Here is a 16,673-nt window from a genome sequence, read left to right as displayed (position 1 = left end):
TTAAAATGTGCGCATTTTATTGTACTAAACCAGATATTCTGATAAAGCAATGTTAACAGCATTGGATAAACCCTAATGATAGACAGTGGTATTCAGGCTGGTGCAGAGAGGGTATATGTAGGCTATAAAACGAGTTACTAGCCTACGCTTGAAATCGGCAGTCTATTTACCTCAGAATGTCTTGCAATCCAATTTAAAGCTGCTCGTCCCAAACGAGGGCTTTAAAGTGTTTACGGCACATTGATTCGTATCGGTCATTCCCGCCAATTTGAACCTGATCTCCGTTTTTAACAGCATCACCATGTTCATCCAGCCTAACAACAAAGTTAGCTTTTCTTCCGCAGTGGCACACTGTTTTTAATTCGAAAAGTTTGTCCGCCCACGCAAGCAAAAAGTGACTACCTTCAAAGGTTTCTCCCAAAAAATCAGTCCGTAAGCCATAGGCAAGCACAGGAACGTCTAGTTCGTCTACCACCTCAACCAGCTGCCGAACTTGCTTTTTCGTAAGAAATTGGGCTTCGTCGATGAACACACAGTCAGGCTTTCGTTCTTCGCAGTCCTTTTGAATTGATGAAAATAAGTCATCATCTTTGCTGTAGAGCTTGGCGTCTGCTTGAAGCCCAATTCTAGAGGTAACTTTACCTACACCGTAGCGGTCATCAAGCGCTGCAGTGTATATTATAGAGTGCATGCCTCGCTCGCGATAGTTATAGGCTGATTGGAGAAGGGACGTTGATTTTCCTGCGTTCATCGCAGAATAATAGAAATAAAGTTGAGCCATGGTGATTAGTAATTTTCGTTGTACCAAGAAATAAGGTTATTAGCATTCATAGGTTTCGCAAAATAAAAACCTTGCAAGTAGTCTGCACCAAGCGTTGCAACGTGTGCTTTTTGCTCTGCAGTTTCAATACCTTCTGCAATAGTTTTACAGCCAAACTCTTTTGCCATTAATATTGTTGCCCTTATTATGGTATCACTCTCCTCAGTGCTATTCTGTATAAAAGAGCGGTCTATCTTGATAAAGTCGAAGGGAATAGACTGAAGCCTGCTCAGCGACGAGTAGCCGGTTCCGAAGTCATCGATAGATATTTTTACGTTTCTGTCAACCAGTTCGCTTACTCTCTTACCTATCAGCTTTTTATCTATAGCAAATACACTTTCAGTAATTTCAAGGTGCAGTTGCTCCGGGGCAATTTGCGTCGATTTGAGAGCATTATCCAAGATTTTAGAAAAACTGTCGTCTAAGAGTTGCGCCACGGACACGTTGACGGACATAGATATTTCGTGGCCAAACTGCCAGTGAGAGAGGTCAATAAGGGCTCTGTTTAATACCCATGCCCCTATTTCAGGCATTAAACCACTCCTTTCTGCAAGTGGAATAAAAACAGCTGGGCAAATATAGTTTTCGTCGCACTTCCATCTCAAAAGGGCTTCAACAGAAGATACCGAGTTAGTACTCACATCAATAATAGGTTGATAGAAAACACTCAATTCGCCGTTTTCAATGGCTGTTCGAAGTCTTTCGCAGAGTTTTTGCTCTATCTTGATTTCAGCATGCAGGGCTTCATTAAACACGCTGACTGAGCCCCGTTGCTTTCGCTTTTGGTCATACATGGTTAAATCTGCGTGTTGAATCAAGTCAAGCGCAGTATCACCATGAGAAGGAAACATAGCAATACCTATGGTGGCATCTAGGGTAATTTGGTTGTCATCCGCAAGGATAGGAATAGTGACCCCACTTCGCATAGCGTGCGCGACGGCTTTGGCCGTATCAATATTCGCGTAGGGTATGACAGCGACGAACTCATCTCCCCCCCACCGACCTAAGTGATTATCTTCTGTGTAGTTTCGAAGTCTTTTAGCGATTTCTGCCAGTACAATATCGCCAATCTTGTGGCCGAGACTGTCATTCACTTGTTTAAAACCGTCTAAATCGATAAATAGTACCGCAAGAGAATTATCAAGGGCGCGCGTCGTATCTAGAAGATTGTTTAGATGTTTTAAGAAACCATTTCTGTTGGGCAGGTCCGTAAGAGGATCTTTATTTGAAAGGCGATACAACTCAGCGGTCCTTCGCTCGACTTCCGCTTCCAAATGTAAATTAGATGCATCGAGTTTTTGATTTGAGGCAACAAGCAACTGATTAACCTTTTCAGTTTCATTTCGCTCTATTTTCATTTGTTCCATCAATTTATTATTTTTAGCCTTTATATATAAGGTACTGATAAAAAACTTATGATAACGAAATGCACTAGTAAAAATACCAAACCAAAATACAAGCCCGAGAATACCTAAAACAAAAAACTCGCCATTTTTATCTAAGATAGCGCACAACGACATGGGAACGAGAAGGGCTGTGGAGTAAAAGCCCACAAGGTATTTATTGGGTGATAATACCGTTCCAGCTCCTCCAGACATGGCTGAAAGCACCACCATGGTTGCTGCAAGCTCAACCGTTGTCATTGTTGGATAAAAAAGAACAGAGTAGAGCGCCCAAATACTCCCCGTAGTGAATAAACCGATTGAGAACCTTATTAACGCTGGCCGGGGGTTATAGCTAGTGCCTGCAAGATTAGTACGCCAATAAATAGCATCCAAAAGGCGCGCAATCGATACGATCATCATTACTATCCAAACCTGAAATTTCAGAGCAAACGTTGACGGAGCATTACTCTCGAAGAAAAATAAAAGACCGGAAAAGGCAAGCATCGTCATCAGAAATCCGATGAAACTGTTGCCAATGAGCATATCGGTCGTATCTCGCTCTATCTCTATTTGGGATATTGACGCTTGATCTGTTTTCAACGAGAAAAACCTTCTAATAATTTGATGCTGTTACTCACGTTTGATGAAACCCGCACTAATATTTTAAGCCTTCTTGGGCATTTTTTTAACGTTTACGCTATATATTAACTTAGCACGGAGCGATCATCATACTATCGGTTTAATAGATTTTGAATGAGACCATCGACCAATTTGTTTTTCTCGCAGTTCAAATTGTTTATACCTTCTTAATCGATATTCCAACTTTCAAGGTCCTATGTTCCCTCTGTGTTTTAGGCTGAGAAACCTAAGTATTAACACTTTAGAAAGAACACGTAATACTTTCGAAGTAAATTTTTTCACAGGATGTTTACAATGTTGTTTTTTTGTTATACATTCTTAATCGATTAAGTATGTTTGTGTTGCCAACCACCCTAGTAGTTAGGGTAGCGGCTACTTAGGATTTAACAACTCCAACACATTACCGGAGAAAATATGAAAAAACATCACACACTCAACGCACTAACATTAGCCGTTTGTACAGCGCTTTCTGGCACGGCTTTCGCTCAAGAATCTGCGACACCAGAGACTGAAGCAAAATCTAAAGAAAAGTTCGAGCAAATCGTTGTAACTGCAGCGCCAGGTGGCGCAACAATGCAGGAAGCGAGTGTTTCGGTTAGCGCTTTTGATGAAGAAGATATTCTTAAGCTAGCGCCTCGCTCTACCGCTGAGGTGTTCCGCGCGTTGCCAGGTATTCGTGCTGAATCATCAGGTGGTGGCGGTAACGCAAACATTACAATTCGTGGTATTCCGCTAGCTACAGGCGGCTCAAAATTTCTTCAGCTTCATGAAGATAGCTTACCAGTACTTGAATATGGTGATATAAACTTTGGTAACGCAGATAACTTCCTACGTTACGACTGGTCAGTAGCCAATGTGGAAGCAGTACGTGGTGGTTCTGCATCAACGTTTGCAAGTAACTCGCCTGGCGGTGTAATTAACATGATCAGCAACACAGGTGAAGCAGGTGGTGGCGCTATCGGCACATCATTTGGTGTTGACTACGAAGAGTTCCGTTTAGATTTCCGCTACGGTGGCGAAATCACTGACGATCTATACTACCATATCGCAGGTTTTGCTCGCGGCGGTGAAGGTCCTCGTGAAACTGGTTACAATGGAGACCAAGGCGGTCAGGTTAAGTTTAACATTACTAAAATGTTAGATAACGGCCACATCCGTTTCTACTACAAAAACTTGGATGACAAAGTGTCAACTTACCTTCCTTCTCCAGTGCTTGTAAAAGGTGATGGTGAGTACGGTCCAGTTCCAGGTTATGACGCAAGTTCACAAGCGCTGAACTCTGCATATAATACAAACATTTCTACTTTTGACAGCTTCGGAAACCCTGAGAACCGCGACGTACGTGACGGTATCGAGTCTAAAGTTAGCTCTTTCGGTGTAGAAGTTGATTTAGAAGTTGCTGAAAACCTGTTCTTACTTAACAAGTTCCGTATTTCTGACATTTCTGGCGGTTTTATCGCACCATTCACGGATGGTTTCCCAGCAGGCCCAGGTGATGTTTCAAACTTTGCTTCAGCACTTTGTGCAGGCGCACTTGACGGCGATGGTAACCCTCTAAACTGCGATAGTACAACAGTGACTTTGGCCAACGGTCCTGGTGCAGGTGACGTTTACACAGGTCAAGCATTTACTAACCTTCAGTTTGACACGCGTATCAATGATCTTGGCAACATGATCAACGACTTCAGCTTACGTAAAGAGTTTGATAACGGTATCGACCTTACAGTAGGTTACTACTACTCAAACCAAGATATCGCGACGAGCTGGTCAAGCTGGCAGACCTTTATTCAAACGCTAGACGGTGATAATTCTCAGTTATTGAATATTACTAATGGTGATGGCGTTGAACTCGTGTCTGACGGTTTACTGTCGGCAAGTTTCCTTTCGTGGGAATGGGACCTGAACTACGTTACTAAAGCACCGTACATGAACATCGGTTTCGAATTGTCTGACAACATCCTTATCGATGCGTCAGTACGTCACGATACCACGGAAGCGTCTGGTGAACTTATCAGCTCATGCTGTGGTGGTAACGCTGATTTTGACTTAAACGGTAACGGCGTTATCGAGCAAATCGAAGATGCGTCTGCTACTAACAGTGGTTTCATCCGTGGCGGTGTAATTAATCTAAACCGCGCTGGTGCAGCGTCTCAAATCGTAGATTACAGCGCTAATAACACGTCTTACTCTATCGGTGGTTCATACCTGCTTACTGATAGCCAAACGTTCTTTGCTCGTTACTCGAAAGGTGGCCGTGCAATTGCTGACCGTCTACTTCAAATCGGCGGTACGTTGAATGCTGACGGTAGCTTAACAAGCACTACGTCAGGTTATGATACAACGAAGCAGTTTGAAATTGGTTATAAGTACGGCACAAAAGACCTGATGGTTAACGCAACCTTGTTCGACACGGTGACTGAAGATACACAAGCAGAGGTAACTAGCGGTCTTACATTTATGCGTGAATACGAAGCGACAGGTCTTGAGCTAGAAGGTCGCTGGAATGCAACGGATAACTTTGTAATGTCTGGTAACTTAACTTGGACTGACGCAGAGATCAGCGATGACGTTAACAACGCTGCATTGGTTGGTAACACACCTCGCCGTCAAGCGGATTGGATTTGGACTATTACGCCAGAGTATGTCACTGACACATGGTCTGTTGGCGCTTCATTACAAGGCTCTACAGAGTACTTTGTTCAAGACAATAATGACCTGAAGCAAGATGGCTACACGCTTGTAAACCTATTTGCTACCTATTGGGTTAATGATCAGTTCTCAGTATCACTTAACATGAACAATGCTACTGATGAGTTCATCATTACTGAATCAGAAGAAGGTTCTGCGGCAGTTGGAAGCTACGTACGTGCGCGTCCTCTAAACGGTCGCACAACAGTACTTTCTTTAAAGTATATGTTTGAATAAAACCAAGCGTTCTAACGTGGAAGCACGTTAGAGTATATACAGTAGAGAAACGCCCACTTTTCGAAGTGGGCGTTTTTTTAGTTTTGTTGTTGGTCTAAAATTGCGAGCTGTTTTGCAATAGCGTTTGATAAATCGTCAACTAAGTGACTATGTTTTTTGTGTATTACATGCACGATCTCATGTTCGACGAGGGGAATAAACTCTATTCCTGACCGTCTGAAAATGTCTTCCTCAGTGTGATCACTTGGCATAATCGCGTAATCAAAGCGTCCGCTGAGCAGCAGATCAATAACATGATGAAAGTCGTCAAATTCAAAGATATTTGCTTTTAACGCACGGGATTGCTTACCCATATTAAAGAAAAAACGTGTAGTAGCTGCTATGGCGTTGTCAGGATCTTCAATAACATCCTTGCTACATTTCGCTCCCCTGATGCACAGCAGAAAAGATGCGCCATGAGAAAGTGCGGGAGGAACAATCAAGATATTGTTATCAGGTTGGGCAACAACGTCATAGCGAACGACGTCCGCATCCGTCATACCTTGATTTAAAAGCCGCAGGCCACGCTCCCCTCCAACTTTTTCGAAAGTTACTTCAATTCCAATACTGCGATAAGCCCTCTCAATCAGAGGTTTATAAAAATTGTTGACGCGCGGATGATTTAACTCACCAATTACAAAATGTGAATCCTTGTGTTCCGCAGCGACTTTTAATGGTGAGACTAGAAGCGTAATAACTAGAAGTGTAATAAAAAGAGGAAAAATCTTCTTAGCGCTTGAAGCGAGAAACTTACACTTTCTTTTCACTGCGCGATCCTTTCAGCGATTATCCTAATCCCTTAATGGTAGAGCACAAAATGAACAATGAAAAGAAATGGCAAATAACACAAAAAAGCCCCATCGACTGACGGGGCTTTAATTTATTAAGCTAAAAACTCAATACTTATGCGGCGTTTTGACCACCGTCAATCGCTTTTAGCGTTTGCGAGGCTGGAAGCAGCTCTAAATCAAATGTATATTCATCTACACGAACTGCCAGCTTGCGCTTCTCGTTGTAGTCGTGAAGCTTCGCTACTTCGTCAGCTGTTACCACGCCTTTTTCTTGTAGCTTGTTAAGTGCATGCTCAAAAGAAATGAACGGCACAACAGGCTCTTTGCGCAGTGCTTTTTGCACTTTACCTAACAGGTGCGCCACAGCGTGCTTAGCTTTAAATGCTTGCTCATTAATATCGTTGCCATCACCAGGAATAACACGTACAAGATGGGTAAGCTGCTCTTTAACGCTATTATCCTGCATTGACGCAATTGAAAGCTCGCGTACGAGGTCGTCACTAATACCTGCAACACTGTTTGTGTAGGTGTTAGTAAGTAGGCGCATCAGACCGCGTGTAGCAGTGTTAGGGAAATTGTTAATAAAGTTAACAATTGCCTGGTCAGCTTGCTGTAGAGACCACTGCATTGCGTACTCGAAATACGGCAGGGCTAGTTTTCTGTCTTCAATGCGCTGCTCGTAGAAACGAATTGCTGCCATCGCGCCATATAGATAGCTCATTACGTCGCCAAGGCGCGCTGAAAGAAGTTCAGCCTTCTTCAGGTCTCCACCCAGTACCGCAAGTGATAAGTCGGCAAGCGGCGCTAGTTTTGCAGAGATGCTGTTAACACGCTTCTCATATTTACGTACTTCAGGTAGTGCAGATTCACTTTCACGTAGGAAAGGAAGATAGCCTTTACCCAAGCTACGGAATGCATTTTTAACGCTGAAGCCCACGGTCTTACGAAGGACTTTGTTGAATTCTGCATCCGCTGAACTTTCGTTGCTGTGAATTAAGTCAACCATATCTTTAAGGTAAGGGTGACAACGCATTGCACCTTGACCGAAAATCATCAGGTTACGAGTCAGGATGTTTGCACCTTCTACCGTAATTGCAATAGGAAGTGCTGCATAACCACCCGCAAGTGTGTTCTGAGGTCCGCGCTGAATTGCTTTACCCGCTTGGATATCCATAGCAGAGTTCATTACATCACGACCTAGCTCGGTCATGTGATACTTAGCAATAGCTGTTACTACTGAAGGCTTAACACCTAAACCTAAACCTTCGGTTGTTAACACGCGCATCGCTTCTAGTAAGAACGTCTTACCGGCGATGTCTGCCATTTTCTCTTGAATACCTTCGAAGCGACCAATTGGAAGACCAAATTGCTCACGTACGAATGAATACTCAACCGTGCCTTTAAACGCAGATTGTGCCGACGCTACGCCCATTGCTGGAAGTGAAATACCACGACCTGCACCTAGACAGCTAACTAGCATCTGCCAGCCACGACCAATGTTCTTCTGACCGCCAATAATGAAGTCCATAGGAATGAACACATCTTGACCACGAGTAGTACCGTTGTAGAAACGCACACCCATTGGGTCGTGACGGTTACCCAGTTCAACACCAGGGTGAGACTTAGGTAGAAGGGCACAGGTAATACCAAGCTCTAACTTGTCGCCAAGTAGTTGGTCCGGATCGAATACTTTAAATGCAAGGCCAAGCACTGTCGCAATAGGAGCAAGTGTAATGTAACGCTTGTCCCAGCTTACGCGTAGACCAAGCACTTCTTCACCATTGAACTCACCTTTGGTAACGATTGCTGCGTCTGGGATTGCACCTGCATCTGAACCTGCTTCTGGGCTAGTAAGTGCGAAGCAAGGGATATCGCGACCGTCAGCCAAGCGAGGTAGCCAGTAATCCTGCTGCGCTGTAGTACCGTAGTGCATAAGAAGCTCGCCAGGGCCTAACGAGTTAGGCACCATCACGGTTACAGCAATGGCACCGCTTTTCGCCGCAATTGTCGCAACGATAGTCGAGTTCGCATATGGGCTGAATTCAAGACCACCAAATTTCTTTGGAATGATCATAGAGAAGAAACGGTTTTTGCCCAAGAAATCTAACATTTCCTGAGGGATGTGCTTACCGTTGCCTAAGTCGAAGTCGTCAATCATAGCCAATAGCTCTGCTACTGGGCCATCCATAAACGCTTGCTCTTCAGCACTCAGTTTAGCCTGAGGAATGTCGCGCAATGCCTGCATGTCAGGCTTGCCTTGATAAATAGACGATTCAATCCAGACATCACCCGCATCTAGGGCTTCTTGTTCTGTAACTGAAATTGGGGGTAAAACTTTTTTTAAGCTAGTTCTGATACTCATAGTAACTCATCCGCTCATCTGACCAGTTGTATGAGTTAATACTACACCTTATTTTAAAAAGATCAAATGTTGTTAAAAATGATTTTATATCAATGATTTGTATTGGTTATTTAATAAGAATACACACGGGGAGTATGTTAATTCGATTAATATTGCGTATTTTTAATGTTTAAAAAGTGAGCACGGGACGATTTCGTTACCGTCATTCTCACGAACGTCGGCTGTCTTAAATGCCTATTTTTGTTGATGTTGCGCATTTTATTTCAATGCATTGTCTTTTATAGTTAGCCCTCTTAAACAAGGAGATGTCATAAAAATGCGCAGACTTTCACAATCTATCAGTAAACTTATTTTTGGAAGCGCAGCAATTGCCGGCTTAATGTGTTCGAATTTAGCGAGTGCAGACGTGACAGGTTACGCTGTAGCGAATATGGGGTACGGAAACGTCGATACGGAAATAGATAATGAAGCAGACATTAGCTACTCGGCTGCTCTAGGCTATCGTTTTCATCGTCAGTGGTACATAGAAGGTGGGTATATCTCTTTAATTGATGCTGATAATGATGAGCAATCGTTATCGAGCAAAGGACCCTACGTTGCGTTGCTAGGCAAAGCAAGTAGTCAAAACGGTGAACTGTATTACAAATTAGGTGTAGCAAACATAGACATTGAACACGTCTCGCTAAATGGTTCAGCCTGTGGTGCGGACGACGTGATTTGTGGCTACGACGATAGTATTGTTGCTGGCCTGGCCGGGTTGGGGTTTGATTATTATGTTGGCCTCCAATCTATGGTTCGCGTCGAGTATACCTATTTTGGCGGAAAAGATGATTTCTCAGCGCACATCGTCAACTTAGGATTTAGATATAATTTTTAAATTTTGCCACATCTGTTGCTCTTATATACATGCATGATAAGAATTTGCTGTCGGGCGTGTTTTAACCGCGTCGTCGTTAAATGAAGGTGTGAGAAACCTTCAAATTGACTTTGCTATCCCAAATAGTGACTGTTAGTTTATCGACTACAATCATCAGACAAATCCAAAAACCGCTATTTCGTGTAAAAACAAGTAAATTCACTACTATGGATTTACAATGAAAAACGAATTAGACAGCAAGTTCTTACTTAAGGTTTTCGATAAAATTCGTCAACACGGTGCTATAGAGGATGAGCAGTATAAACTCAACGGTATTACTGCTTTTACCGACCATGACGGGTACACGCTTTATATAGAAGACGTGCATGTTAAGTTGCAGTTTGGTTTTCACAACCAGTATTACTTCGACTATGACTCAAAAGACCAATATGAGTCATTTGAGAAAAAGCTGAAGGAAATCGATAAAGAGTATTAAGCGCGGATAACTATACAGTCAATAAAGGCGGTGACTAGTGCATCGCCATTATGAATTTTTACTGCGAGGTCGCATTACCTTCACTGGCTGTCCACCGTTATTAGCCCCCGAAAAAACCTTCTGATACAATGCCGCCCACTTCATTTCAAAGGAAATAGACATTGGCTGCGGCAATTAAAGCTCCTAAGTTCAAATTGGCATTTTTAGGTCCAAAGTTTTGGCCTGTGTGGCTAGGCGTATTTATTTTGTATGCGATAACATGGTTACCGCTTCCTGTGATCCGCGTTATCGGTGGCGGTACGGGAAGACTTATTGCGTTGATCGTGCCAAAACGTGCCAAAGTTGCGAAACGAAATCTTGCCCTTTGGAACCCTGCATTGTCTGAAAGTGAAATCGAAACGCTCTATAGAGAAAATATTCGCCGTACCGGCATGGCGTTATTCGAGACGGCCATGGGTTGGTGGTGGCCGAGCTGGCGCGTAAAGCGCGCAATCGAAATAGAAGGTACCGAACACGTAAAAGCGGCCTTTGCCAATGGGAAAGGGGTTTTTGGCATGGCGCTTCACAACATGAACTTGGAGTTTGCTTGTCGGGGCATTGGTTTTTTTCACCCGAGTATCGCGTTTTATCGTAAACACAATAATCCTCTGGTTGATTATCTTCAGTATCACGGGCGGAACCGTTCGAACAAATACATGATTGATAAACGCAATGCGAAAGCTCTGCTTGCAGCATTAGACGATAAAGAACTGTGTTTATACCTGCCTGACCAAGACTACGGACCCAAACAAAGTATTTTTGTGCCTTTTGGTGGGGTAAAAGACACGGCAACCACCACAGCAACGCTTATGTTCATAAGGCGCAGTCATTCAGAGCCTATGATCATAACGTCTCAATACACCAAGCGTGGCTATAAAATAAAAATTTACCCACCGCTATCTCAACTGGGTGAGATGAATGATACAGAAGCATTAACCTTGCTCAACCAGCACGTTGACGCAGCAGTAAAAGAGCAGCCAGAAAGTTATCTGTGGATGCACAAGCGTTTTAAAACAAGGCCTGAAAGTAACCCTGAATCCTTGTATAAATCACTGTAGATTATTGAAAAGCGAATTTCAGCGGCCTCCGAACAGCCGAAAGTTGATAGAAGCTGGTAAAAATAGATAAATAGGATAATGGGACTACTCGTTGTTGGTAGACTAAACTAGTAAGACTAAGGCAAGGTTTACGCGCATGTTGTAATGCGCCATTGGATTTTGCGGAAACAGATTGGTAGGTTATGGGACAAACAAGTTATTCAAGCTCATCATTTTGGGCCAAACAAATCGGCATTGCGGTGGTCCTCGTTATTGCTGCAGGTGTTCTTATATATATTTTACAAACGAATGAACAAGCGCCGGCGCCCGCTTCGCAGAAAGAAGATAAATCCGTGTCAAAGGGACTGAGCGATTTTTATCGCGACTTTCGTATGTCAGCCACCGATCCGAAAGAAGAAGAGCAGGGCGATTTTGTTATTGATATCGCCGGTGTGGATGCGAATTTAGATAGCAAGTTAGCTAAAATGTCGAGTCAAACCCGTCCGGTAGAAAAAGACTGGACAGGCGAATACAAAAATCGTGCGTTTAGAGAAGGCAATACGCTACGCGAGGCTATATCCCAATATGCACAAGCAGAAGGCATGCAAGTTATTTGGAATCTAGAACAAGATTTTGTTATTAAATATCAGTTTCAGCTCGATAATACGGTTTCTGGTTCGTTAGCGAAAATTGCCAGCGCTATTGATAGTAGCTTCGAAGGCGAAGTAAAAGCTTACTTATGCGCTGAGCAGCGCTCTTTAGTGGTCACAGCGGAAGAAACAGAATTCCTTTCTAAGAATTGCCGACTGCTGAGAGCCTAAGCTAATTGGATTGCTAAGGGCGTAAGGTAAAAAGTTAATACGCTAGATCAAAACCATAACCTTGACCGCCCCATGTTAGAAACTTGTAAAAGTAATCTAGGGCATAAATGATTTGGCGTTTATAGTCTAGTTGAATAAACGCCGTTCTTTAAACACTGATTAGCCGCTATACTTTTCCTCACTCACTCACTCGCTGCATTGGCCGAAAAGGCTGTCCCAATGACGCCTAACCTCCTCGCGTATTGCGTCTAACTCTTCACTTTGGTCTGCATATTTTGTATCCGCAAGCGTGAGATGATGATATTGCTCCCGCAGTTTTAAATACGCGCGTTGCAGCTTTGTAGCGGTCTCAGGAGCAATAATTTTGCCTTGGGCGGCGGCATCAAAAATACGCAAATTATCTGGATACGTTGTCATGCTTTCTACCGACTGCGCATTGGCAAGTACGAAGTATTGAGCCATAAACTCGATGTCAGTAATCCCGCCCACGCACTGTTTTAAATCAACTTTTTCGTTGTTTTTAGCGAGTAGATGTTCACGCATTTTAAGGCGCATTTTGCACACGTCTATCGCTAGCGCTTGCTTGTCTCTCGATTGAGTCAAAATCGTGTTTCTAACGCGGTTGAAATCTTCTAATAGCGCAGCGTCGCCGCAAATAGCGCGAGCGCGCACTAATGCTTGATGCTCCCAAGTCCATGCTTCTTCTGTCTGATACTTTTCGAAACCGTCAATGTGACAGCAAAGCAATCCTGCATTTCCAGACGGTCGTAAGCGCAAATCTGTTTCATAAAGCTGCCCAAACAATGTCTTTGTGTTGAGCAGGTGCATAATCCGTTGAGCTAGCTTTATATAAAACTGCTGGGCTTCGAGAGATTTTTTACCGTCGGTGCTAACACCACGAGGTGCGTTATGCAAAAACACCAAGTCTAAATCAGAGCCATAGCCCAATTCATACCCGCCGAGTTTGCCATATCCTATAACACCAAAGCCTTTCTCGTTACCTTCCAGATGAGAAGGAACGCCGTAGCGCTGACGCATCTGCATCCAAGCTGCATTTACGGCGTGTTCAAGGATAACTTCGGCTAAAACGGTAAGCTTGTCACTCACATTGTTTATGGGTAGCGAATCGCTAATATCACTGGCTGCAATACGGAGTTGTTGGCACAGCTTAAACTGGCGAAGGCCATCCATTAGCATTTCCACATCGTCTTGCTCTATGCGGAGCATGGTCTCCCGAAGCTCAAGCTGATATTCCTTCTTACTGGTATGAATGTCGGTATTCTGTTGCCCTAAATACAAAGGCGTGAGTAATTCATCTAGCAGCAGCGGAAAACGTTTAATTTCTTGCGCAATCCAGTCACTGCGCTCGCATAGTTTTACCAGTTGTTTAAGCACATCAGGGTTTTCAAGAAGAAGATCTAGATAGGTTGTGCGCCCAGTGATAGCTTCAATAACGCCCAGTAATCGGTTGAGAACTTGCGCGGCATGGCTAGGGTGTTGATTGATAAGTACGTATAAAATTTCAGGGAGCAATTTGTTTAACGTATCTTCCCCTTTTTGACCTATTCGATAGTTACGCTGCTTATCTTTAAAGGCCTTAAGCGCGATGTAAATACCGCTACTATCCGCCGTCGATAAATAATCGCTAAACGTCTCAGCAAACTCGTCTTCTTGAAGAGGAAGGCGCCAGGCATCTTGGCAGGCGGTAAATAACTGGTCTTCGTCTGAGTGGGTTTCGTGAGATTCTTCCACTAACTCATTAAAGTGTCCATGGATGCGTGCCATAGTAGCGTCGAGTTGCTTAAGAAACTCAGCGTATGACTCATATCCCATTACCTCGGTAAGTGCGCTCTGCTGCCATGGTGACTCTGGCAACGTTTGAGTTTGTCGGTCCTGACTTTGCTGAAGCGTGTGCTCCACTTTTCTCAGAAAAAGATAATCGTGTTTCAACTGTTCAGTAACGTTGCTTTCCACAATGCCGAGTTCACTCAACGCCGTTAAGGTGCGAAGTAATGATTTACTCTGTAGGGCTGGCTCTCTACCACCGTGAATAAGCTGAAAGCTTTGTGCGAAAAACTCAACTTCCCTGATACCACCTGCGCCTAGCTTAATATTGTTGTTTAAACGGCGACGACGAATTTCGGTGGCAATCAGCTTTTTCATGTTGCGAAGTGCGTCAAGCGTTGTGAAATCAAGGTAACGCCTAAAAGTAAAGGGGTGAAGAATGCTTTGCAGCCAAACTGCATTTTGTGAATTATCGTCGTTAATAATTCTTGCCTTTACCATGGCGAAACGTTCCCAATGACGGCCTTGATCTTGATAGTAATCTTCAAGTGCAGCAAAGTGCATAACCAGCGGGCCGGAATCACCAAAAGGGCGCAGGCGCATATCAACACGGTATACTTGACCGTCGTTTGTCACCTTATTAAGCGCCTGAATAAGCTTTTGCGCTACTTTGGTAAAAAATTGCTGATTCTCTAAGCTTTTGCGGCCGCCTTGCGTTTCACCTTTTTCAGGGTAAGCAAAAATCAAGTCGATATCAGAAGAAAAGTTTAGCTCCTTTCCGCCTAGCTTACCCATGCCTAAGATATACATATGCATATCTTGGCTCTCGTTTTGAGGCTTTCCATAGCGAGTGGCTAAATGGTGATAAATCCATTGGTATGCTTGGGTGATTAACACATCAGCCAATGTTGAGACTTGTATTAGCGAACTTTCAATAGGCTGTTTATTCAATACATCGAGAAACGTGATACGTGACATTTCTTGGTTGCGATACTCGCGAAGCACCTTAAGCAAATCGTCTTCGTTTGAAATATTTGCAAGTTTGCCTTTCAAAACTAACTGATATTCAGCCATGATGTTTTGTGACTCGTTATCTACGCTAGTTTTTAGCGGAGCGCTTTGTTGCACTTGATGAAAGTCTTTTGGCCCCGCACTATGTTGTTCATTAGTTTGTTGAGATTGCGCGCCGATGACATGTGATATGAAGCTTGGTTTTTGTATTAGCGTTTCTGCCAAGAAAGCGGAGCGAGAAAATGCAAGTAACAGCAACTCACTGTTTTGTTCAGCAAGGTTTTTATCGTCTAACGTTAACGACGGTGCTGTTAACAATTGCTGCCAGAATTTCTCGGCTTGTTCTACGTTTGTCATGCTATTTTCGTTGTCTGTTGGCATAATGATCGCATCTTTTTGATATTATTCTGGTCTTTAGAATTAAACTCGCGTTTCAGTGCGAAAAACTCACTCGCAACGCCAGTATTAAAGACTTGGACGTGTTTGAGTTGTTAACATCAACACCTGATTTAACCAAGTCCCAATTAAAATAAATCTGAACAAGTTCGTTCCCATCGTTGTACAAATTTGTAATAGATGGAAGCTGTTCATTTAGATGTTATTGTTTTTACAACACTAATTGAATATATAAATCAATATAGAACTTACTACGTTCAAGGAGCAAAGATAACGTGGAAGCCTTAGTAAAACTAGTACCCCTGACGCAAGAGCTATTAATTTATTTGGCCATGGATGTGGCGATAGCGTTAGTGCTGCTGATGATCATGAAGTGGTTAACCGGCGCATTTAGAAAATATTCAGTGACAGAAGAGTTAGGTGTTAAAGATAACTTTGCGTTTGGTATAAGTATTGCGGGTGGCATGCTGTCTTTGTGCATTGTTTTAAGTTCTGTGGTTGGGCGTCATATTGGTGTGGGATACCAGGAAGCGGCGATAGGTATGGTGACGTTCGGTATAGTGGGGATCATACTCGTAAAATTCGGGCGCTTTGCTCACGACAAGCTGGTGCTTAATAAGGTAGACACCCATGCAATGATTGCCGAACGAAGTGTAAGTGTAGCACTCGTTGATGCGGCGAGCTTGGTGGCAAGTGCCATTGTGTTGCGCAATATTATGATTTGGGTTGATGGCAGTGACATGAATGCACTGATTGCGATTGTTACTGGTTTTACCGTGGTACTTACCATGCTGCTGGTGATGACGCGAATGTTAGAATTCAGGTATGCCCGCGATAACCAAAATGACTCGTTTCAAGGCGCACTAGAAAAAGGGCAGTTAGCACTCGCTATCGAGCACAGCGGCAATCTTCTTGGTACGGCTATGATAGTGTCGGCAGCAAAGAACCTGCTTATTTACAATCCATCGGGCTATGTTAGCAACGTGACAGGCTGGTTAATTGTAAGCGTTGGTCTTGCTGTAGCACTTCACTTGCTGGTACTGGCTAATAAAAAAATTATCCTTTTTGGTATGAATTTCCGTCAAGAGGTGGACCATCAGCACAATGTGGGTGTGGCTGCGCTTGGCTTCACCCTAAGCATCGGTAACGCCATGATCATCAATGGTGTTTTAGGCGGGTAGGAGGCTTTTTAAGTTGTCATCAGCGGGCGCTTCGCGCGTGTTGTTCGAGCTTATTGTGTTGGTTTTATATATTTTAAATTGTGAAGGGTG

General features: G+C 43.4%; 11 protein-coding genes. 6 read left to right on the top strand and 5 right to left on the bottom strand.

The features are described from left to right. Positions 1–193: 193 nt before the first annotated feature. Both JC525_RS15265 and JC525_RS15260 read right to left on the bottom strand, forming a co-directional pair. On the bottom strand, positions 194–781 hold the full coding sequence (locus JC525_RS15265) for a thymidine kinase (RefSeq protein WP_198816594.1): 588 nt from the start codon (positions 779–781) through the stop codon (positions 194–196). A gap of 5 nt (positions 782–786) precedes the next feature. Further along, a complete protein-coding gene (locus JC525_RS15260) occupies positions 787–2,805 on the bottom strand; it encodes a putative bifunctional diguanylate cyclase/phosphodiesterase (RefSeq protein WP_198816593.1) in 2,019 nt (672 codons plus the stop codon). A gap of 453 nt (positions 2,806–3,258) precedes the next feature. Between JC525_RS15260 and JC525_RS15255 the strand changes: the two genes are divergently transcribed. After that, a complete protein-coding gene (locus tag JC525_RS15255) occupies positions 3,259–5,769 on the top strand; it encodes a TonB-dependent receptor (protein ID WP_198816592.1) in 2,511 nt (836 codons plus the stop codon). 77 nt (positions 5,770–5,846) lie between these two features. On the opposite strand, the gene JC525_RS15250 is transcribed toward JC525_RS15255, so the two are convergent. Both JC525_RS15250 and JC525_RS15245 read right to left on the bottom strand, forming a co-directional pair. Then, positions 5,847–6,575 carry a hypothetical protein gene (locus JC525_RS15250; RefSeq protein ID WP_233095233.1) on the bottom strand — a complete coding sequence of 243 codons (729 nt, stop codon included), beginning with the start codon at positions 6,573–6,575 and terminating at the stop codon, positions 5,847–5,849. Between the two features lie 136 nt (positions 6,576–6,711). Then, positions 6,712–8,961: an acyl-CoA dehydrogenase gene (locus tag JC525_RS15245; RefSeq protein WP_198816591.1), complete on the bottom strand. Its 2,250-nt coding sequence runs from the start codon at positions 8,959–8,961 to the stop codon at positions 6,712–6,714. A gap of 316 nt (positions 8,962–9,277) precedes the next feature. Here JC525_RS15245 and JC525_RS15240 point away from each other — a divergent pair, with 316 nt between their 5' ends. From JC525_RS15240 to JC525_RS15225, 4 genes are all read left to right on the top strand, one after another. Beyond that, positions 9,278–9,838 (top strand): outer membrane beta-barrel protein, encoded by a 561-nt coding sequence (locus tag JC525_RS15240; RefSeq protein ID WP_198816590.1) that lies wholly within the window; start codon positions 9,278–9,280, stop codon positions 9,836–9,838. A gap of 217 nt (positions 9,839–10,055) precedes the next feature. After that, entirely contained in the window at positions 10,056–10,313 is a 258-nt protein-coding gene (locus JC525_RS15235; protein WP_198816589.1) for a DUF3081 family protein, read from the top strand. 161 nt (positions 10,314–10,474) lie between these two features. Beyond that, positions 10,475–11,410, top strand: a complete 936-nt coding sequence (lpxL, locus tag JC525_RS15230; RefSeq protein WP_198816588.1) for an LpxL/LpxP family Kdo(2)-lipid IV(A) lauroyl/palmitoleoyl acyltransferase — start codon at positions 10,475–10,477, stop codon at positions 11,408–11,410. Between the two features lie 182 nt (positions 11,411–11,592). After that, complete coding sequence (locus JC525_RS15225) at positions 11,593–12,210, top strand: TcpQ domain-containing protein (protein ID WP_198816587.1); 618 nt, start codon at positions 11,593–11,595, stop codon at positions 12,208–12,210. Between the two features lie 186 nt (positions 12,211–12,396). On the opposite strand, the gene glnE is transcribed toward JC525_RS15225, so the two are convergent. Further along, on the bottom strand, positions 12,397–15,387 hold the full coding sequence (gene glnE, locus JC525_RS15220; RefSeq protein WP_198816586.1) for a bifunctional [glutamate--ammonia ligase]-adenylyl-L-tyrosine phosphorylase/[glutamate--ammonia-ligase] adenylyltransferase: 2,991 nt from the start codon (positions 15,385–15,387) through the stop codon (positions 12,397–12,399). A gap of 290 nt (positions 15,388–15,677) precedes the next feature. Between glnE and JC525_RS15215 the strand changes: the two genes are divergently transcribed. After that, positions 15,678–16,583, top strand: a complete 906-nt coding sequence (locus JC525_RS15215; RefSeq protein WP_198816585.1) for a DUF350 domain-containing protein — start codon at positions 15,678–15,680, stop codon at positions 16,581–16,583. The last annotated feature ends 90 nt before the right edge of the window (positions 16,584–16,673 follow it).

The organism is Alteromonas sp. IB21, from assembly GCF_016405965.1.
Lineage (GTDB): Bacteria > Pseudomonadota > Gammaproteobacteria > Enterobacterales > Alteromonadaceae > Alteromonas.
Note: the sequence above shows the minus strand (reverse complement) of the source record. Positions and strands in the feature narration are given on the sequence as shown.